This window comes from Halolactibacillus sp. JCM 19043 (genome assembly GCF_001310395.1).
Taxonomy (GTDB): Bacteria; Bacillota; Bacilli; order Bacillales; family Amphibacillaceae; genus Halolactibacillus; species Halolactibacillus miurensis.
In genome coordinates, this window is sequence record NZ_BAXD01000001.1 from 173,701 (window position 1) to 193,681 (window position 19,981).

General features: G+C 38.9%; 25 protein-coding genes and 2 pseudogenes. 25 read left to right on the plus strand and 2 right to left on the minus strand.

Annotation, left to right across the window (positions count from 1 at the left end; all coding sequences use genetic code 11):
- The first annotated feature begins 150 nt into the window (after window positions 1-150).
- Complete coding sequence (locus JCM19043_RS00935; RefSeq protein ID WP_082394355.1) at window positions 151-669, plus strand: shikimate kinase; 519 nt, start codon at window positions 151-153, stop codon at window positions 667-669.
- Window positions 670-685: 16 nt separating this feature from the next.
- Here JCM19043_RS00935 and JCM19043_RS00940 read toward each other — a convergent pair whose 3' ends face one another.
- Window positions 686-1,093 (minus strand): rhodanese-like domain-containing protein, encoded by a 408-nt coding sequence (locus JCM19043_RS00940; protein ID WP_062319174.1) that lies wholly within the window; start codon window positions 1,091-1,093, stop codon window positions 686-688.
- 248 nt (window positions 1,094-1,341) lie between these two features.
- Here JCM19043_RS00940 and mntR point away from each other — a divergent pair, with 248 nt between their 5' ends.
- The gene (mntR, locus tag JCM19043_RS00945; protein WP_062319176.1) at window positions 1,342-1,770 is read left to right on the plus strand and encodes a transcriptional regulator MntR; all 429 of its coding nucleotides are present in this window, start codon (window positions 1,342-1,344) and stop codon (window positions 1,768-1,770) included.
- Between the two features lie 70 nt (window positions 1,771-1,840).
- Here mntR and JCM19043_RS00950 read toward each other — a convergent pair whose 3' ends face one another.
- Window positions 1,841-2,227 carry an SA1362 family protein gene (locus JCM19043_RS00950; RefSeq protein ID WP_062319178.1) on the minus strand — a complete coding sequence of 129 codons (387 nt, stop codon included), beginning with the start codon at window positions 2,225-2,227 and terminating at the stop codon, window positions 1,841-1,843.
- 183 nt (window positions 2,228-2,410) lie between these two features.
- Between JCM19043_RS00950 and JCM19043_RS00955 the strand changes: the two genes are divergently transcribed.
- The 23 genes and pseudogenes from JCM19043_RS00955 to recN all read left to right on the plus strand — a co-directional run bounded on the left by JCM19043_RS00955 (window position 2,411) and on the right by recN (window position 19,750).
- Window positions 2,411-3,472 carry a Xaa-Pro peptidase family protein gene (locus JCM19043_RS00955; RefSeq protein WP_062319180.1) on the plus strand — a complete coding sequence of 354 codons (1,062 nt, stop codon included), beginning with the start codon at window positions 2,411-2,413 and terminating at the stop codon, window positions 3,470-3,472.
- Window positions 3,473-3,505: 33 nt separating this feature from the next.
- Window positions 3,506-4,063: an elongation factor P gene (gene efp, locus JCM19043_RS00960; RefSeq protein ID WP_062319182.1), complete on the plus strand. Its 558-nt coding sequence runs from the start codon at window positions 3,506-3,508 to the stop codon at window positions 4,061-4,063.
- Between the two features lie 143 nt (window positions 4,064-4,206).
- A complete protein-coding gene (locus JCM19043_RS00965) occupies window positions 4,207-5,097 on the plus strand; it encodes an ATPase, T2SS/T4P/T4SS family (RefSeq protein WP_062319184.1) in 891 nt (296 codons plus the stop codon).
- Window positions 5,097-5,597, plus strand: coding sequence for a stage III sporulation protein AB (locus tag JCM19043_RS00970; RefSeq protein ID WP_062319186.1), 501 nt, complete (start codon window positions 5,097-5,099; stop codon window positions 5,595-5,597). Before JCM19043_RS00965 ends, JCM19043_RS00970 begins: the two co-directional genes overlap by 1 nt.
- Before the next feature lie 51 nt (window positions 5,598-5,648).
- Window positions 5,649-5,846, plus strand: coding sequence for a stage III sporulation protein AC (gene spoIIIAC / locus JCM19043_RS00975; RefSeq protein ID WP_062319188.1), 198 nt, complete (start codon window positions 5,649-5,651; stop codon window positions 5,844-5,846).
- 5 nt (window positions 5,847-5,851) lie between these two features.
- On the plus strand, window positions 5,852-6,238 hold the full coding sequence (locus JCM19043_RS00980; protein ID WP_186808959.1) for a SpoIIIAC/SpoIIIAD family protein: 387 nt from the start codon (window positions 5,852-5,854) through the stop codon (window positions 6,236-6,238).
- 11 nt (window positions 6,239-6,249) lie between these two features.
- A complete protein-coding gene (locus JCM19043_RS00985) occupies window positions 6,250-7,395 on the plus strand; it encodes a hypothetical protein (protein ID WP_062319192.1) in 1,146 nt (381 codons plus the stop codon).
- Window positions 7,396-7,420: 25 nt separating this feature from the next.
- Complete coding sequence (locus tag JCM19043_RS00990) at window positions 7,421-7,900, plus strand: hypothetical protein (protein WP_062319194.1); 480 nt, start codon at window positions 7,421-7,423, stop codon at window positions 7,898-7,900.
- 8 nt (window positions 7,901-7,908) lie between these two features.
- Entirely contained in the window at window positions 7,909-8,493 is a 585-nt protein-coding gene (locus tag JCM19043_RS00995; protein WP_143103131.1) for a hypothetical protein, read from the plus strand.
- Between the two features lie 3 nt (window positions 8,494-8,496).
- Window positions 8,497-9,057, plus strand: a complete 561-nt coding sequence (locus JCM19043_RS01000) for a SpoIIIAH-like family protein (RefSeq protein WP_062319198.1) — start codon at window positions 8,497-8,499, stop codon at window positions 9,055-9,057.
- Window positions 9,058-9,182: 125 nt separating this feature from the next.
- Window positions 9,183-9,665 (plus strand): acetyl-CoA carboxylase biotin carboxyl carrier protein, encoded by a 483-nt coding sequence (accB, locus tag JCM19043_RS01005; RefSeq protein ID WP_062319200.1) that lies wholly within the window; start codon window positions 9,183-9,185, stop codon window positions 9,663-9,665.
- Window positions 9,666-9,678: 13 nt separating this feature from the next.
- Window positions 9,679-11,031 carry an acetyl-CoA carboxylase biotin carboxylase subunit gene (gene accC, locus JCM19043_RS01010; protein ID WP_062319202.1) on the plus strand — a complete coding sequence of 451 codons (1,353 nt, stop codon included), beginning with the start codon at window positions 9,679-9,681 and terminating at the stop codon, window positions 11,029-11,031.
- Window positions 11,032-11,082: 51 nt separating this feature from the next.
- Window positions 11,083-11,472: an Asp23/Gls24 family envelope stress response protein gene (locus JCM19043_RS01015; RefSeq protein ID WP_062319204.1), complete on the plus strand. Its 390-nt coding sequence runs from the start codon at window positions 11,083-11,085 to the stop codon at window positions 11,470-11,472.
- Window positions 11,473-11,631: 159 nt separating this feature from the next.
- Window positions 11,632-12,012: a transcription antitermination factor NusB gene (nusB, locus tag JCM19043_RS01020; protein ID WP_062319206.1), complete on the plus strand. Its 381-nt coding sequence runs from the start codon at window positions 11,632-11,634 to the stop codon at window positions 12,010-12,012.
- A 17-nt stretch (window positions 12,013-12,029) separates the two neighbouring features.
- Entirely contained in the window at window positions 12,030-12,887 is an 858-nt protein-coding gene (gene folD / locus JCM19043_RS01025; protein ID WP_062319208.1) for a bifunctional methylenetetrahydrofolate dehydrogenase/methenyltetrahydrofolate cyclohydrolase FolD, read from the plus strand.
- A 9-nt stretch (window positions 12,888-12,896) separates the two neighbouring features.
- Window positions 12,897-14,249 carry an exodeoxyribonuclease VII large subunit gene (gene xseA / locus JCM19043_RS01030; RefSeq protein ID WP_062319210.1) on the plus strand — a complete coding sequence of 451 codons (1,353 nt, stop codon included), beginning with the start codon at window positions 12,897-12,899 and terminating at the stop codon, window positions 14,247-14,249.
- Window positions 14,250-14,288: 39 nt separating this feature from the next.
- Window positions 14,289-14,519: an exodeoxyribonuclease VII small subunit gene (gene xseB, locus JCM19043_RS01035; protein ID WP_062319212.1), complete on the plus strand. Its 231-nt coding sequence runs from the start codon at window positions 14,289-14,291 to the stop codon at window positions 14,517-14,519.
- Window positions 14,516-14,890 carry a polyprenyl synthetase family protein gene (locus JCM19043_RS17950; protein WP_255349913.1) on the plus strand — a complete coding sequence of 125 codons (375 nt, stop codon included), beginning with the start codon at window positions 14,516-14,518 and terminating at the stop codon, window positions 14,888-14,890. Before xseB ends, JCM19043_RS17950 begins: the two co-directional genes overlap by 4 nt.
- A gap of 80 nt (window positions 14,891-14,970) precedes the next feature.
- Window positions 14,971-15,399 (plus strand): polyprenyl synthetase family protein, encoded by a 429-nt coding sequence (locus JCM19043_RS17955; RefSeq protein ID WP_255349914.1) that lies wholly within the window; start codon window positions 14,971-14,973, stop codon window positions 15,397-15,399.
- Between the two features lie 692 nt (window positions 15,400-16,091).
- Window positions 16,092-16,674: pseudogene (locus tag JCM19043_RS01045) on the plus strand (hypothetical protein).
- Window positions 16,675-16,705: 31 nt separating this feature from the next.
- A complete protein-coding gene (locus JCM19043_RS01050) occupies window positions 16,706-17,527 on the plus strand; it encodes a TlyA family RNA methyltransferase (protein WP_062319215.1) in 822 nt (273 codons plus the stop codon).
- A 19-nt stretch (window positions 17,528-17,546) separates the two neighbouring features.
- Window positions 17,547-17,995, plus strand: a pseudogene (gene ahrC, locus JCM19043_RS01055) (transcriptional regulator AhrC/ArgR).
- 24 nt (window positions 17,996-18,019) lie between these two features.
- Window positions 18,020-19,750: a DNA repair protein RecN gene (gene recN / locus JCM19043_RS01060; RefSeq protein ID WP_062319217.1), complete on the plus strand. Its 1,731-nt coding sequence runs from the start codon at window positions 18,020-18,022 to the stop codon at window positions 19,748-19,750.
- The last annotated feature ends 231 nt before the right edge of the window (window positions 19,751-19,981 follow it).

The following is a 19,981-nucleotide window of genomic DNA, read 5'->3' on the forward strand; positions in this document are numbered from 1 at the left end:
GAAATGATGTAAAACAACAAGTCAGTGACTAACAGGTTAATTCAAAAAAAGGGTTGTAATTGATGATAAATTTCAGTGAGGTAGAATTTTTTTCGTAAAACTTGTATAATAATTCAGACAACTTATTGTTTTTGAAAGGTGTGAAAATACATGACAGCCATCTATTTAGTAGGATTTATGGGAAGTGGCAAATCAACAGTCGGTCAATATTTAGCTGAGCTGACAGATTTACCTTTGATTGATTTAGACCAAGTGATTGAACAAGAGGCGGATATGTCGATTAAAACGATGTTTAAGGAATATGGTGAGACTTATTTTAGACAATTAGAGCATGATTGCTTAATGCGAACACTAGGACAAGAGGGTATTATATCTACAGGTGGCGGTATTATTGAACGTGCGGATAACCGTGAATGGCTAAAAAAACAACAGGTCATCTTTTTAAAAGCGTCGTGGTCAGACATTGTTGAACGCTTAAAACATGACAACGATCGCCCACTTTGGCAACAAGGTTTAGCGGATAAAGAAAAGTTATTTTACCGTAGACAACCGCTTTATGAGGAAGTAAGTCAACGTATCATTGATACGCATGGCAGCTCACCAGAACGTGTCGCTAAAATAATTGTAGAAAAAACTACTAATAAAACAAGCAGCTCATCATTTAAATGATGAGCTGCTTGTTTTATTATTTTGATGATTTTTTAATTTTGCCTTTCCAGTCTTTATAGCCACCTTTTAAATCATATAACTGTGTGTAGCCATTTTTATAAAGTAACCATGCCGCTCGTTGTGAGCGTGAGCCTGATTGACAGTAAAGATAGATAGGCATGTCTTTACGTAATTCTTTCATGCGTTGTTTTAACTGAGTAACAGGGACGTTTCTTGCGCCCCAAATATGACCGCCATCAAACTCTTTTTGTTCACGCACATCAATTAATTGTGCTTTTCTGTAACCTTCTCTAAACGCTTCCTCAGATAATGTCGTAAGAATTTTTTTGGTTTTGAAATAGCGATACAACGTGTAAGCAATATAAGCTACAGCAAGGGTGAGAAGTACTATCCAGTCCCAAGCAATCGCAAGTGTTAAGTTCATAATTAAAATCCCCTTTTTTTCAGTCTGCGTCTATTATACGCCTTTTTAGATAAAAAGTGAACCGTTTTCTTTTGCATGGAAAGAGAACAAGCGTGTGACGCTTCTGTTTGGAAATATTTCATTTGATGTGGATTTAGACGCTTTCTCATGATTGTTTTACAAACAATGCTTTACTTATGCTAAAATAAAGTGGTAAGCTTAAAAGTACTGTCAACGTTATAGCATTGTTGAGAAAGTGAGGGATGATAATGCCAACACCAAGTATGGAAGACTATATTGAACAAATATATTTATTAATTGAATCTAAAGGCTATGCGCGAGTATCTGACATCGCGGAAGCTTTATCTGTTCATCCTTCCTCTGTGACTAAAATGGTAAAAAAGCTAGATAAAGATGGGTATTTAAACTATGAGAAATATCGTGGCTTGATTCTAACAGCAAAAGGAAAGAAGGTAGGTAAACGCTTAGTCTACCGTCATGAACTGTTGGAACAGTTTTTAGGCATCATTGGTGTCGATAAAGAGAATATCTATGATGATGTTGAGGGGATTGAACATCATCTTAGCTGGAACTCTATCGACCGTATCGGAGATCTCGTACAATATTTTGAAGGGGATAAAAAAAGAGAAGAAGCCCTGAAAGAACTAAGAGACAAACAATCAGATGAAGTAAATTAAAAAACGATCTAAATAATTGGAAGGAAGACAAGCCAATTATTTGGATCGTTTTTGTTATAGCATCAATCGGTTATAAAGTCATTTTTTTATGCGTATCTTTTTTACCGTCAATGACTCGTAAATGAGACGCACGCTTATGTTTGCTCGTTTTTGATTTGGTTGTTACACGCTGTTTTTGTTTCCTTTGTTGCTTTTGAGCTCGCTGATAATGTGTTGGTTGATTGTGTGGATACTTCTTTTTTGATTGTTTGACGGCTTTGCGATATTTTTTTATATCATTCGGTTGGCGATGTCTGAGTACAAAAAAGTATACCAAACCATAAATAACCGCAATCATTAGAATAGAGCTCAGAATATTTCTAATGAGGCTCGTCATATCAAACAATAACGTCGTAACTAAACCTAGGGCGGCAAAAGCAAAAAGAATATACGTCCAAATCGGTAATCGTCGCCTCATGTCATTCACTCCTTCTTTGAAGTTCTTATAGTTTCATTTTCCCAATAAGTTAGTTTTTTAATCCTATAAATGTTATATTCCTAAAATATTTTGATTTACTGAACAGAAATGGGCGATGCTATAAAAAAATAATCGGTTATGGTACACTATATAAGGAAATCAACAGAAAGGGAAGTGACAAACATGCAAAAAATGACTAAACTACGCAATGAATTAAAAGAACAGAATTTAGATGGATTGATTATCACAAATCCATATAACCGTCGGTACATAAGTGGGTTTACAGGAACGGCAGGCATTGTGTTAATTACGCAAGACGAACAGATTTTTTTAACGGACTTTAGATATATGGAACAAGCAGCAAAACAAGCTGTTGGATACACAATTATTGAACACAAACAATCGATTATTAAAAAGTTAGCGGAAGTAATCGATGAACTAGACTTATCAACCGTAGGATTTGAAGAAGATGATTTGACTTATCAAACATACAAAGCCTATGCCAAGGAAATTAATGCGGAACTCACTGCGACATCAGGAATTATCGCTAACATTCGTATGATTAAGACAGAGGCTGAGTTACAAGTGATGGAAGAAGCAGCAGCCATTTCAGATAAAGCATATGACCATATCTTATCTTTTGTTAAACCAGGGATGACAGAAATTGAGGTGTCAAATGAATTAGAATTCTTCATGCGTCAACAAGGGGCGACCTCATCTAGTTTTGATATTATTGTCGCCTCAGGTGTTCGTTCAGCGTTACCACACGGGGTAGCCACGGATAAAAAAATAGCTTCAGGTGAATTGGTGACGTTAGATTTTGGCGCCCTTTATAAAGGATATTGTTCTGACATGACGCGTACTTTTGCCGTTGGAGAGATCAGTGATGAATTAAGAAAGATTTACGATACGGTACTGGAAGCGCATATGCGCGGCATTCAAGGGACTAAAGCAGGTATGACGGGTAAAGAGGCAGATGCGCTCACGCGAGATTATATTAAAGCAGAAGGATACGGTGATTACTTCGGTCACGGTACCGGTCATGGTTTAGGTATGGAAGTACATGAAGGTCCCCGGTTATCGCCAATGGGTGAGGTTATGCTTAAAGAAAATATGGTTGTGACAGTTGAACCAGGCATTTACGTCCCTGATGTAGGGGGGGGCCGCATTGAAGATGATATCGTTATTACGAAAGACGGCAATAGAAGCTTGAATAAAGCACCAAAACAGCTTATTATAGTATAGTTAGAAGTAATCGATACGCTTAGGAGGATTTTAATGATATCAGTAAATGATTTTAAAACAGGTTTAACCATTGAGGTAGACAATGACATTTGGCAAGTAATTGAATTCCAACATGTCAAACCAGGTAAAGGGGCGGCATTTGTACGCTCTAAATTGCGTAGTCTACGCAGTGGGAATATTCAAGAAAAAACGTTCCGTGCGGGTGAAAAAGTCGAAAAAGCCCACATTGATAACCGTAAAATGCAATATTTATATGCCTCAGGTGAAATGCATACATTTATGGATATGGAATCGTATGAACAATTAGAACTTAATCAAAAACAAATAGAATATGAACTTAAATTCTTAAAAGAAAATATGGAAGTCAACGTGATTTCTTACGGTGGTGAGATTTTAGGTGTCACGCTCCCAAACAGCGTTGAGCTTGAGGTGGCAGAAACAGAACCAGGAATTAAAGGCGACACCGCAAGCGGTGGCTCAAAACCAGCGGTAATGGAAACAGGTTTAACGGTACAAGTGCCTTTCTTTGTTAATCAAGGCGATCGTTTGATAGTGAATACATCAGACGGTAAGTATGTTTCACGCGCGTAAGTAATAAAGCATGAAGCTAAACAGTCATTGAATGTCTTTAGACAGACGATGGCTGTTTTTTTGTATGTCCTTTACCTTCGTCCACTCATATTGTAAACAACATCGACATACATATAATTAACGTGCTTGTAAGGAGGTAAAACATGGTGCCAATCGAGGTTTTATCGTTATTCACACACGAGGTAAAGACAATGCTGATGGATGGTGAAAAAACTAGAGGACCGATTGAAGAAATACGTGTGCGTGTATTCGAACCAGTGGAATGTATTGATCGCCTAGGATTTTATCCACTCGATTACGTGATGAACGAAGAGCGTTTTCGGATAATTCTCGATCAGTTATTTCAATCTTCTCGATACCGTTTTACTCGTGAGTTGCGAGAGGGCTTTATTACTTTATCAGGTGGGCATAGAGTAGGCCTCTGTGGTGAAGTCGTTATGAATGGTGATGGGATTGATCATATTGAGACAATCACCTCGTTAAATATTCGTATTCAACACAATAAACACGTCCCGTTTCGCTTATCGCATCGGCAACTTTTTCAAGAGAATCGCTACGTTAATACCTTGATTATAGGTCCACCTAATAGCGGAAAAACGAGTCTGTTGCGTTTTCTTATTCAGTCGATAAATGATGATCATCTTCCTTACTCAAAAAAGATTGGCGTGATTGATGAACGAAAAGAAATCCTTCCTGCGATGTCCTATCGACCATCGACTACTCTACGTGTTGACGCATTCAGTGGCTGCCCTAAACATTTAGCGTTACCACTTATTATTCGAGCCATGTCTCCTGAGTTAATCGTTATCGATGAAATTGCGACCCACCAAGATGTCGAAGCTTTATTAGATGGTATGAAAGCAGGGGTTTCACTTATCTGTACAGTTCACGGCACTAGTTATGACGATGTTTGTTCACGCTTATTTTTTCACCAAATAATCAAGCATCACTTATTTGATTATTGTGTGACGCTAGATCCTGCGCGTAGAGGTATAGTGAGTATAAAATCCATAGTGAAGCGAGCGATCATCTAATGCCTAGCTGGCTCTTAATTATGGTGTTTTTTTGTATCAGTGCTCTCGGTTTTGTCAAAGCTGAGAAACTCAAACGTCGTCAAACGTCTTTAAAAGCTTGTCACTTATTTTTTCAATCATTAAGGCGTGAAATAGATTATCACCACTATTATATTGACCAGCATATCAGTCAATATGTTAAAGGAAAATCCGGTCTGTTTTATGCCTTTTTAATCGAAGTGAGTCAGGGGAGCGGTTCATTTCAATCGCGCTTTAAAGTGGCGTTAGACATGTATCATGCCCGTTTAGCGTTATCAAAAACAGATGTCTTTATGCTGGAAGAGTTCGGTGATATCGTCGGTTCTACGAGTATGACAGAACAATTGCGCCATCTTGATTTTTTAGTTCAGTATGTCGAGATTGAGCTTGAAGCATTGAAAGGAAGAATCGATCAAGATGTTCATCTGTATATCATTTCTTCAATGTTGATGGGAGGGCTTATTATAATTTTATTATTGTAAGGCATGTTTTTCGCTTAACTGCGTATGTTGAGATAGGAGGGGAGGCCAGTAATGGGAGACACAACGATTATTTTTCAAATAGCGGGGATTGGTATTATAGTTGCGATGATTCATACTATTTTGAAACAACTCGGGAAAGAAGAGTATGCACAATTTATTACCTTAGTAGGGTTTATCATTGTTCTCATGATGGTCATCAATCAATTGTTACAACTTTTTAATCGCATTCAACAAGTGTTTCTATTTTAGAGATGATGGATTGGCTTCGTCTGATATTATTTATTATCATCATCCACATGTTTCGTACTTTGTTAAAAGAACAAGCCCCGTTGTTTAGTTTTTTATTAGGCATCATGGCTGTGATTTTTATTTATCTCTACATCATTGACCCACTCGCCGAACTGTTCGGGCTATTTGAAACGTTCATCTCTATGACAAGTATACAGTCACATTATGTCGGGATTATTTTTAAAATGATTGGGGTGAGTTACCTTATTGATTTTTTTCATTTGTTGTTAAAAGATGCTGGGGCAGAAGCTTTAGGCATGCTTGTCGATACCATCGGTAAAATCATGCTACTCATTATGGCTATTCCTGTAATCGAAGATATGTTTACCTTTATTTTAACGCTGCTAGACTAAGGGTGAAAATAATGCTCGCTACAAACTATCGCGTCTTTGTGACTGGTTTGATATGTGGGTTGATAGCTTTGGTTGGGCTATTTCCCTCTTCGGTCATCGCAACAGAAAATCAAACCAATCCAACGTCTTATGATACATTAATTAACGAATTGGATGATGATCTGGCACTAAAAAATGACGCGTCATTTCATTTGCATGCGTATTTAACCGGAACGTCCACCTTTTCACTAAAAGACTATGTTATGTCGTTAGTGCCACTGTTTTTTAGTGAAGTTAAAAATACGGTGACTATTCTTTATCGTATCATGATTTACCTTATTCTAAGTATGTTCGTCAGTGATTTTTTTTATAGTCATCTATCTACGATGGCTCAGTCCGTCATATCTTTTACCCTCAAATTATTGTTGATTAAAGAATGTTTAACGATCTTTCATCTGATTGAAAATGTGTTATCAACAACCGTTGAAACGATGTATGGATTTATTATCGTACTATTATCTTCCGTTAGTGGGTTATCGCTGATTCTCCAACCTTTATCCATGATGCAATCATTAAAGCCACTTCAATTATTATTATTACCACTATCGTTTCAAATATTTAAGCAAATCATTATGCCATTGATCCACTTTCAATGTCTCATGGCATTACTCGGTGAATTATTTGAACTCTTGCCACTCCAGCCATTAGCCAAAAAGATGGGAGATTGGCTCCATTTTGGTCTGTCTTTATTACTCAAAATTTATTTTTCATTTTTAATGCTCAGCAGTAGCTTTCGTTTTTTTCAAACCCGTCTATCACTGATGCAAGAAAAACATTTATTTAGCCAATTATATACGTTAACCGGTCATTGGTTTCAAGAAACGGCAGAAATGAGCTTTTTAACGCTCGGTGTTCTTCGCGATGCACTGGGGGTTTATGGCGTGATTGCGCTCGCACTCGTCGTGATGACCCCTCTCATCAAGATGACCGCTGTCTATATCGTTTTAACGGTGTTTGAAGCAATGATACAAACGTTAAGTCAATCAACGTTGGTCGCACATGTGACTGTGTTAAATCGTACGATTCTTATATCGATACGCGCCCTAGTTGTGTTCGGTTTTTTATTTATTGGAAATATTCTTGTTGTGATTATCTTTGCGCAATTTTTCCAACAATAATGAGGTATTTAAGAGAGGTTGAGATGTGTTTGGACAACTATTAAGAGACATTTTACTTATCGCTTTTGTTTTATCCTTGTTTCGCTTACTCGTTGCTGATAAGAAAAATAAACAACTCATTGAACGGGTGATCTATCTTATCTTTTTATTATCCGTTGTGTATATGATAAGTGATGGTTCTGTTTGGCAACGGGATCGTTTTATTTACGAAGAGATGGAGGTGAACGAGTGGGAAAATAAATATCTCGAACTAGGCGAAAGTATCTTAGTGGCTGATACGGAACAAACCGTCAGTCAAGCGATCCATGACATGTGTGCACAAATGGAAGGTGTTGATTTTGTTACAGTGGCCGTGCATAACCCAAAGAATCTCGAGGCACTTGACCTAGATATTGTTTTAAAGGTAGAAACAGGAAATGAACAAGCAGTCATGACGATGATAGAACGAGGTTTAATCGACGGTTTTGCTATAGACAAAGAGGCGCTAAACTTTATATTTAAGTAGGTGGTTAGATGCATCAATCAGCGCTGAAAAAATTCATCCAACGACTATTCTCACAATCGCCCGATGACCGGATGAAAATGATTGTTTGTTGTTTATGTGTGTTGTTCGGGCTAATTTTTCTATATCGGGGAGATAGGATGGATGAGGGAGAGGAAAGTGAAACGGGACAAATGGAAGGGGTGTCTCATCAACCTTTTTCTGAGTTAGAAACTTATTATGAGGAAAAAGTAAAGCTAGCGTTAGAATCAACAGATGGCCTTACCGTCAGTCACGTATTGATAAATTTTAAATCGACAGCTGAGACCGCCTATTTGACAGATGAACAGATAGATTATAATGAGCAAAGTCAAGCTTCTGGGGAAACAATAGATGAACAGGTATCACACAAAACATCAGCCACCATTGTTATGGAAGAGACTGATCGTGACCGAACACCTGTCGCGTATCAGACGAATAAACCGGCTGTTCAAGGTGTGTTAATTGTTGTTGATGGCGTCGCTGGGATCCAGGTAAAAAAACAGTGTGTGGAACTTGTATCAAAATATTTAGCGATAAGTCCCCACCGGGTAGCGGTTCAATTTAAGGGAGGATAAAAAATGAAAAAACAAACAGTATGGTTATTGACGCTTTTTAGCTTAATGGTTGTTTTAAGTGTATACTATTTAAATCAATCAGGTGACGCCTCTTTCTTAACTTTAAGTCCTCATCAAAGCGAGGTACCAACGACTCAGACGCCAGATGCTAGTACAGGAGAAGTAGACCAAGAGTCAAGTGGTGAGTTAACGCCGAGCGCGATGGAAGACGATTTATTCTCCTTTGTTCGACTCGAGATGAGTGCGAAACGTGGTGAGCGATTAGAACAACTAGAAACCGTCATTGCGGGAGAAAATGTGTCATCTGAAGAAAAATGGCAAGCTTTTGAAGAGATTGACCGGATTAATCAATTAGAAACAGGAGAAATCATTTTAGAAGAAACTTTAAAGAGTCGCTATAGTTTCGAAGATGTGCTCGTGCGTACATTAGACGAAGCGGTCGTTGTTTCAATTAAATCAGCGTCACTGACAAAGGCGGACGCAAATAACGTGATGCGAGACCTATATGATGAATTAGGGCCTGTCCGGGTGGAAGTGAAGCATTATCCCGTCGAGTCCTCATGAAAATTTCAATCGTTTCTTGAACTTTTTATGAACATCGACTAAAATATTAAGAGTAAGGATTAGTACCTGTTATTAAAAATGAGTGTTCATTTACTAACACATTTAAATTGAGGAGTGTCATAACCATGTTTACTATAGCAGAATTAAAGGAATTGATTGAAGCTCTAGACCAATCAACATTAACAGAATTAGCATTGGAGCAAGATAATCAGAAATTAAAACTTAAGAAAGAGATTCACACGTCAGTGGCTGATCAATCAGTTTCACACCAGCCGTTAGTCACAACGGTGAGAGAAGAAGCTAAAGCCATGCCCGCTGAAAAACCATCAGCTGAACAAGCACCAGCTGAAGCAGAGACGAAAACTTATGATTATACGATTAAATCACCAATGGTCGGAACGTTTTACTTAACGTCATCGCCTGATAGTGACCCTTTTGTTGCTGTGGGTGATACCGTGAAAGATCATACCACTGTCTGTATCATTGAAGCGATGAAACTATTTAATGAAATCGAAGCAGAGGTTGACGGTGAACTGGTTGAAATTCTGGCGAAAAATGGAGAGCTTGTTGAATACAATCAACCTCTATTTGGTATTAAGACAAAATAGGGGGTGATGACACATGATTAAAAAATTATTAATAGCTAACCGCGGAGAGATTGCGGTAAGAATTATTCGAGCATGTAAAGAAATGGGGATTGAGACGGTCGCTGTTTTTTCAGAAGCCGACCGTGAATCACTCCATGTCCAATTAGCGGATGAAGCCTATTGTATTGGCCCAGCCAGTAGTTCTGAGAGTTATTTAAACTTCACCGCCATTATGAGTGTCGCTAATTTAACTGAAGTGGATGCGATTCATCCCGGTTATGGTTTTTTAGCTGAAAACGCTGATTTCGCTGAGATTTGCGAGAAATGTAACATTACCTTTGTTGGACCAAGTGTCTATGCTATTCAACAAATGGGGACAAAAGATGTGGCGCGTGAAACGATGAAACTGGCAGGTGTGCCGGTAGTGCCAGGCTCTGAAGGTATTATTCGATCAGAAGAAGAAGCGGTGACAGTAGCGGAATCTATCGGTTTTCCTGTCATTATTAAAGCAACAGCGGGTGGTGGTGGAAAAGGGATACGAATCGTAAGAGAACCTGAGGCCCTTTTAAAAGCTATTCGCGTGACCGAACAAGAGGCCGAGAAAGCATTTGGAAATCCTGGCGTCTATATTGAAAAATTTATTGAAGATTTTTCGCATGTCGAGATACAAGTACTAGCCGATAACTTTGGTAATGTGATACACTTAGGGGAGAGAGATTGTTCTATTCAACGTCGTATGCAAAAACTAATCGAAGAGACACCTTCTCCTGCCATTAACGAAACGATTCGAGAACAAATGGGACAAGCAGCCGTTAACGCAGCTAAAGCCGTCGATTACACTGGAGCCGGCACGGTAGAGTTTATTTTTGATAAAGCGAAACAAAACTTTTATTTTATGGAGATGAATACCCGTATCCAAGTGGAGCACCCGGTGACTGAAATGGTGACAGATGTTGATCTCATAAAAGAACAAATTCGTGTCGCGAGTGGTGAACAGTTATCACTGAGTCAAGAAGATGTGGTGTTTAACGGCTGGGCGATTGAATGTCGGATTAATGCAGAAGACCCGAACCGATCCTTTATGCCGACGCCGGGACAAATTCAGTCATACTTAGCACCTGGTGGATTTGGCGTGAGAGTGGATTCATTTGTTTATCCGGGCTATAAAATCCCACCGTACTATGATTCAATGGTAGCAAAATTAATTGTTCATGGTAAAACACGGACTGAAGCGATTGATCGAATGAAGCGTGCACTTGATGAATACTTTATCGAAGGTATAAAAACAACCCTACCTTTCCATCAACGTATGATGACGCACCCCGTGTTTCTTTCAGGAGACTTTAACACGAAATTTTTAGAGAACTATCCAATTATGGAAGAGTAGCAACGACTGAGCTAAAGAACAACTCGATAAACATTAAAGGGGTCGATCCAAATGAGTGAACAAACATTAAGAGTAAGCGAAGATCTAAAATTAGGTAAAGTTGAAATCGCGCCTGATGTCATCGAAGTCATCGCTGGTATTGCTACAAGTGAAATTAAAGGTGTTTATTCAACACGTGGAAACTTTGCTGTGGGTGTTGCTGAGAAATTCGGTCTTAAATCACATAGTAAAGGAATAAAGGTAGAACTCACTGAAGAAGGCGTCATGATTGATGTCTTTGTTGTATTTGATTTCGGTGTGACGATACCTGTCGTCGCTCAAAAAGTACAAGCGAATATTCGTGAGACGCTTAAAAATATGACAGCGTTAGAGATTCAAGAAATCAACGTCCATGTTGTCGGTGTTCAGATGGATAAAGAAGACGAACAGTCAAAAGAATAGTAAAAAAGAGCATGTAGCTTTTGCATGCTCTTTTTTTAAGTATGTGTGGTTGTGAATAATTACGGTTTTATTATGAATTCTCTTTATCAACATAGCTAAACTGTGATAAGATAAACACTTAGTAGAGTAGAATTTGTATTGGAACGAGGAGAATAATAAATGAAACGACGATTAGCAAGAGAAAAGGCATTCCAAGTGTTGTTTTCAATAGACAACGAAGACTTTGATGTTGAAGAAGCAATTATGTTAAGTATGGAAGACGAAGAAGTAGATGATTTTTTATCAACACTGATTCATGGTGTTGTTGAAAATAAAGAGACCATTGACAATAAAATTGATGAGAATTTAGAAAAGTGGTCGTTTAAACGTTTAGCAGCGGTTGAAAAAACGTTGTTGAGACTGGCGACTTATGAAATTGATTCAGCGCTTCAAACACCGATTGGTGTGGCCATTAACGAAGCGGTTGAACTTGCTAAAATCTATGGGGATGAGAAATCGGGCAAGTTTGTCAATGGTGTGCTTTCTAAACTATATAAATAGATAAAGGGGATGACGGTTTGGCAGCAGAAGTTATTTATGGAGATCAATTAGCGCTCTCTTTACGCGAAGAGATGAAAGAAGAAGTGACACTGTTAAAGGAACAGGGGATTATTCCTAAACTCGTTGTTGTATTAATTGGTGACGATCCAGCATCAAAGTCTTACGTATCGGGTAAACAAAAAGCCGCGGATTTTATCGGTATTGACTCAGAGCTTATTACTTTAGACGACACAACAAGTGAACAAGCGTTACTCGAATTAATTGAACAACTAAATAATGATTCACGTGTGAATGGGATTTTGGTTCAACTACCATTGCCTGATCAAATCAACGAACAGGCCATTATTGAAGCGATTGATCCTGAAAAGGATGTCGATGGTTTTCACCCGATTAGTATCGGACGGATGTTAACGCAACAAGAGACATTTTTACCGTGTACACCTTATGGCATTTTAACGATGTTACAATCGAAAAATATCGAGATTGCCGGTAAGCATGCGGTGATTATTGGCCGAAGTAATATTGTTGGTAAACCAGTGGGACAATTATTGCTCAATGAACATGCGACGGTGTCTTATTGTCATTCGCGCACCAAAAATTTAAAAGAAATCACCCAGCAAGGTGATATTTTAATTGTAGCGGTCGGTCGTGAAGAAATGATTGATGCGTCTTATATTAAACCAGAAGCCGTTGTTATTGATGTCGGTGTCAATCGTACGAAAGAAGGTAAGTTAACAGGTGATGTTGATTTTGAATCAGCAAAAACTGTTGCTTCATATATTACACCCGTACCAAAAGGTGTTGGACCGATGACGATTACGATGCTCATGAAAAATACTATTAAGGCAGCTAAAAACCACAATACAAAGAAGTAAGGTGTTTATATGACGAACAAAATATTAACGGTGACAGCACTCACCCGTTATATTAAACATAAATTCGAAACCGATCAGCACTTAAAATCTTTTTGGTTAAAAGGTGAAATCTCTAATTTTAAACACCATAATCGTGGTCATATGTACTTAACGATCAAAGACCAAGGCGCACAAATTCAAGCCGTCATGTTCCAAGGCTATAACAGACAACTAACGTTCACACCTGAAAATGGTATGGACGTTATTGTGCGAGGAGAAGTAAGTGTCTATGAAGTCCAAGGAAAATATCAACTGTATATCCAAGAGATGCAACCGGATGGTGTTGGGGCATTACACTTGGCTTTTGAACAACTAAAGGAAAAATTAGAGCGTGAAGGATTATTTGATCCAGCGCATAAAAAAATGATTCCACCGTATCCTGAGCACATCGCGGTGTTAACCGCAAGAACGGGCGCCGCTGTAAGAGACATTCTATCGACTTTAAAGGCACGTTATCCGATTGCTAAGGTTACGGTATATCAAACACTTGTCCAAGGAGCGAATGCGAAAGAAGATATCGTGAAACGCCTGAAGGAAGTGAATGATCATCATCAGGCCGATGTCATTATTTTAGGTCGTGGTGGTGGCTCTATTGAAGATTTATGGCCATTTAATGAAGAAGATGTCGCACGAGCCGTGTTTTCGTCAGAGATTCCGGTAATTTCAGGTGTTGGGCACGAAACCGATTTTACGATGACCGATTTTGTCAGTGATTACCGCGCACCAACACCAACAGGCGCAGCGGTAAAAGCGGTGCCGGAGCTTACGCAGATAAAGCAGAACGTGAATGACGCATATTCACGTCTTCAAAGACAAATAGATGAGCAGTTGTTGTCGAAAAAAGAGCAGGTAGCGCGTTTAAAAGCAAGTTATGCTTTTAAGTATCCGAAAAAATTGATCTTTGAAAAAGACCAACAGTTAGATCAACTATTAGAGCGGCTCTCTCGTGCAACGAAACATGTACTCGCAGCGAATCAAACAACACATGACCACCTTGCACACCGGTTAGGAAAAATATCACTTCGTGATAAAGTAACACGCCATCACCAAGACGTCACGCGGTTAAATCAAGCACTTGATAAATCAATTCTCCATCACGTAGAAAAAAACAAACACCGTTTCTTTCGAGTAATGGAAGCGCTGGAATTAATTAGTCCGTTAAAAACGATGCAGCGAGGCTATAGTTTAATTTACAAAGGAAATGCTTCATTGGTTAAATCGTCTCAAGACGTGCAAGTTGGTGAAACAGTAAACATAAAACTGGCAGAAGGTAAGATTGAGGCAGTGGTTCAAAAAATAGATAACCAATCGGATAATAATTGAAGTAAATGTTGATGAAAATGAGTTGAAAGAGGTTAAAACATGACACAAGAACGTAAATTTGATGAAGTGTTAAAAGAATTAGAAACGATTGTGACAAAACTTGAAGCAGCAGATGTGCCACTTGAAGAAGCCCTTGATTACTATCAAAAAGGGATTGCGTTATCGAAGTGGTGTGATGAACGATTAAAATCAGTTGAGGAACAAGTCGTTGAATTAATCGATGAAAATGATCAATCACAACCGTTCCCGTCTGATGGAGAAAACACATGACGATCACGCCTAATCACAAAGTAAGGGAATATAAGGACATAATCGATCAGCAATTATCAACATTATTTGATGATGTCACGATGAACACACGTATCAAAGCAGCCATGAGTTATTCACTGACCGTTGGTGGTAAGCGAGTACGTCCGGTGTTAATGATGTTAACAGCAGACGCCTTTGGTGCAGATGTTGAAAAAGTACGACCAGTTGCGTTAGCATTAGAATGTGTGCATACGTATTCATTGATTCATGACGACCTTCCCGCAATGGATAATGACGATTATCGTCGCGGAAAATTAACCAACCATAAACAATTTGATGAAGCCACCGCAATTTTAGCAGGAGATGCTTTACTAACGTATAGTTTCAGCTGATAAGTGACGCTACACAGCTGTCAGCCGAAGAAAAAGTTTATGCATTAAAACGGTTAAGTGAAGTCAGTGGACCATTAGGTATGGTCGGTGGTCAGATGTATGATCTAAGTTATGAACAAACAGATATTTCACTGGACCAGTTAGAAGAAGTGCATGATTTAAAAACGGGACAGTTGCTCATCTATGCGTTAGAAATGGGGGCGTTTTTAAGTCATCAACCGATGGAAGTCATAGAAGCGATGAAAAAAGCAGCGACAGCAATCGGACTCACTTTTCAAATTCAAGATGACATTTTAGATATTATTGGTGATGAAACAGCACTCGGCAAAAAAGTAGGCAGTGACGTTTTAAACGATAAAAGTACGTATCCAAAGTTACTAGGCTTAGACGGGGCGATTAAAGAAAAACAAAAGTTTGTAGACGAAACAAAAAAACAACTCGATTTTGCCGGTGTATTACAAACGCCATTGGCTCAGTTTATTATTTCGCTTAGTGAACGCACCGTATAAAATAATAAACGTCAAACAATGGTCAAACATTATTTTTTTTGATATACTTAAGATAATGGGAATGGTGCAGTATTCTAGTCGATTCTCCGTTTCTGAAGGCAGGGCTAAAAATCTGCCAAAGGGCACATCGATGAAGTTTCTTGTGTCGGCTTGAGGCGCCCAGCTTGGGTCGGTGCTGGAAGTTAAGGTTGTAGGGCGATCCACAATGGCATGTGGGCGTTGACCCTACTTCCGCGGAGGCCCATCTCTGTCGTGCCTTTTTAGCTAAAAGCATGGCGGAATGGGGTATGAACCTGTTAAGTGGATCAATTGGGATGCCAACTGACAGCGTAGCCTGCCTTGAGTGATTACCGAGGGGATTACAGCAAATCGTTAACTATTATTTAGGTGGCCACTAAATAAGGTTGGCCGTCTGTATGAAATTGGTGTTGCAAAAGAGGCTAGGAAACGGTTAAGAGTTGTTGAGGAAAACTCCTAGACTGTTCATAAGACATTTATTAGGGATTATAGTGCGCGCTAAGTGGCAATCCAGTCTAGCAAGCGGTGACGTTGTTAAGGTGCAATTAAAGGGGAACCGCCAAGATGGCAACATCTGGTTTGTACTTGGGAAAACCTACTGGACCTAAGCCGCAGTTTTTACTTAATAAATGACCATTCCATTACATAATTTTTATGAGTGAGGTAGGATTTACATGGCGAAGTCATCATCGCAACTTAAAAAATCGTTAAAATTTAGTATAAGTATTGCCGTTATCACCTTTGTGTTAGCGGCAATTTTTTCAGTTTATTTCATCATCTGTTTTAGGTGGTGTAGGGTGGGTTATTGGCATTTTCATTGTCTTTTCGATTGTGTTACTTGGGGTGTTATTTGATACACTCGGGGTTGCGTCGACAGCTGCGATTGAAACGCCCTTTCATGCGATGGCCGCAGAAAAGGTGTATGGAGCAAAAGAAGCGGTATTAATCGTGAGGAATGCGGACCGTTTTGCAAGTTTTTGTAATGACGTTGTCGGTGATATTTCCGGTGTCATTAGTGGAACGGCATCAGCGATTGTTGTGTTACAATTAGCTCGGCTCTTTGGGTATGGTGAAGGTAGTCTGATCCAAATCACGATCAATGTTTTTATGACCAGTGTCGTTGCTGCTTTAACGGTCGGAGGAAAAGCCATTGGTAAATCAGTTGCCATTACCTTTGCGACGAACATTATTTTAGTGGCAGGGAAAGTATTGGCCTTTATGGACCATCGCTTTAAGATAAAATTAATTAAGAAATAAGTGTGAGAGATCATAGAAAAGGAACGATGTTATGAAAGCTAAGAAAGTACGTTTAGATGTGTTACTCGTAGAAAGAGGACTATGTGAAACGAGAGAAAAGGCTAAACGAACGGTAATGGCTGGCTTGGTTTACTCGGAGACAGAACGTTTAGACAAACCGGGAGTCAAAGTAAGTGAAGATATTCCACTTGCTGTAAAAGGTCAAGTGATGCCATATGTTGGACGTGGAGGATTAAAGTTAGAGAAAGCGTTAACTTACTTTGATATTGATTTAACGAATCGGATCATGCTTGATATCGGGTCATCGACGGGTGGTTTTACCGATTGTGCCTTAATGAATGGGGCAAAATTAAGTTATGCTTTAGATGTCGGCTATAATCAACTCGCGTGGAAGTTACGAAATGATCCTCGTGTTGTTGTCATGGAACGAACGAATTTCCGTCATGCGACACCGGATTTATTCAAAGAAGGCTTACCAGATTTTGCGACAATTGATGTGTCATTTATTTCGTTAAAATTGATTATCCCGCCGCTTAAAGATATTTTATTAATGCAAGGTGAAGCTGTCGTCTTAATAAAACCGCAATTTGAAGCAGGTAAACATCAAGTGGGTAAAAAAGGCATTGTTAGAGACGCTTCGGTTCATCAGGATGTGTTAGAAAGAACGCTTCTTTTTATGATGGCTGAAGGTTTTACTGTTTGCGACCTTACTTTCTCACCTATTACAGGTGGCGATGGTAATATTGAATTTTTAGCGCATATTAAAAGGACAGCAACAAATGAAACAACCCTTGAGGTACATGAGTTGATTGAACAGACAGTAAAAGCTGCTCATCAATCCCTTACACATTAGTGAGAAAGGTCGGAGAGCCATGAATAAAGGACAACGTCATATTAAAATTAGAGAATACATTACAAATCATGAGATTGAAACACAAGATGAACTGGTTGATGCTTTGCGAGAAGAAGGTTATCCGGTAACCCAAGCAACGATTTCGCGTGACATTAAAGAATTGCACTTAGTTAAAGTGCCAACATCAGAAGGACATTATAAATATAGCTTACCAGCGGATCAACGCTTTAATCCTTTAGAAAAGTTAAAACGCCTTATGCGTGATGCATTTGTAAGGATAGATAAAGCGACGCATTTTCTCGTAATAAAAACATTGCCAGGTAATGCGAATGCGCTTGGTGCGCTAATAGATAACCTCGATTGGCCGGAAGTACTAGGTCGATTTGTGGCGATGATACGATTCTCGTTATTTGCCGGGATGTTGACGTGACGGATGAAATAGAACAACGTTTTTTAGCGATGTTGTAAACATGGAGTTGGGAGTGATTCAGATTGCTGAGGGAATTATCGATTAAAGATTTTGCGATTATTGATCAATTACAGATCCCATTTAAAGAAGGATTAACGGTCTTAACAGGAGAAACCGGTGCAGGTAAATCCATTATTATTGATGCGATTCAATTATTAGCCGGTGGCAGAGGCTCGGTTGAATTTGTCAGACATGGCGCAAAAAAAGCTTCGTTAGAAGGGTTATTTACGATTGACAATCTAAAGCACCCCGTCTATAAAATTGCTGAAAGCTATGGCGTTGAAATTGATGAAGAGATGATCATTCTTCACCGAACGATTTCACATTCAGGTAAAAGTATTTGTCGCGTGAATGGATCACTTGTCACACTAGCGATTTTAAAAGAATTTGGCCGGGTTTTAATTGATATTCATACGCAACACGAAACTCAATCGTTGATGAATCAAGAGCTGCATATTGACTTACTAGATTTGTTTGACCAAGAAGGTATTGGTCAAGCGTTATTGGAATATCAAGATATGTACCGTCAGTGGAAGATAATAAAAGATCGCTTAATGCACTTACAGACGAATGAACAACAGATCATTCAGCGGTTAGATTTATTAACCTTCCAATTAAATGAACTGCAACAAGCTGAACTTGTGCCTGATGAAGACGTTGAGTTAAATGAAGAGCGAGAAAAACTGAGTCATGCTGAAAAAATATATGCGGGTGTGACAGAAGCTTATAAAGCGCTGTCAACTGAGCAACGAGCGAATGATTGGCTGGCGATGGCGCAGACATCACTATTAGATGCAAGTGAATTTGATACTGGCTTAGCAGAGGTTAAAAACACCTACATGGAAGCTTTTTATATGATTGAAGATGTGACCTACCAATTACGTGATTACTTAGATCAATTTGAATTCAATCCTGAGCGGTTAAATTTTATTGAGGCACGTTTAAATGAGTTGCACCGTCTCATGCGCAAATACGGGACAAGCGTGAATGACATGTTAGAGTATCAAGCGAAAATTAGCGATGAGATTGATCAACTAGAAGACCGTGACGGTTCGCTTACCCGACTGAAAAAAGAAGTCGAAGATAAAGTGCGTGATGCGGCACTTGAAGCAGAACATTTACATGATTTACGTATAAAAGCAAAAGAAGCAATAGAAATAGCGATCAGACAAGAATTAGCTGACCTTTATCTTGAAAAAGCCGATTTTCAAGTAGAAATCACGAAAAAACAAGACTTAAGTCAATTAAGAGAGGACTACATTGATCAAGTAAAAATAGCGCCAAATGGCAATGATCATGTTCAGTTTTTACTGTCAACAAATCCTGGTGAACCGATAAAACCGTTAAATAAAGTCGCCTCTGGTGGCGAATTATCTCGAATTATGTTAGCATTAAAGAAAATTTTCGCAAAACATCAAGGTATGACTAGTGTGATTTTTGATGAAGTGGATACAGGTGTAAGCGGACGTGTCGCTCAGGCCATTGCCGAAAAAATCGGCTCGATTGCTGACGGTTCACAAGTGCTCTGTATTACGCACTTACCTCAAGTCGCCGCAATGGCAGATACACACATATTAATTGAAAAACAACAAACAGATCATCACACGTATACAACAGTAACTGAATTAGCTCTCGAGCAACGAACCGATGAATTGGCTCGGATGATGACAGGGAAAGAAATTACTGATACGTCACGCGCGCATGCGCTATCACTTATCGATTATGCCACTGATTATAAGAAACAACGCGACTAAGCCTTATCACTCTAGTGGTAAGGTTTTTTTTTTTAATGAAGGATGATGCACGAAAAAGCAGTATCCATCATGCCTGTAACGTTATTGTCTTCGACATATCTACGCTATTCTCATCTCTCTTAGTAATTCCTGCTAGCTTTACTTAACATTACAATGAGTACAACACGTCATTTTGACGTAAGCTAGTCGTATCAAATTGAAAGGAGAGGATGACATGATCAAACGTTTTAA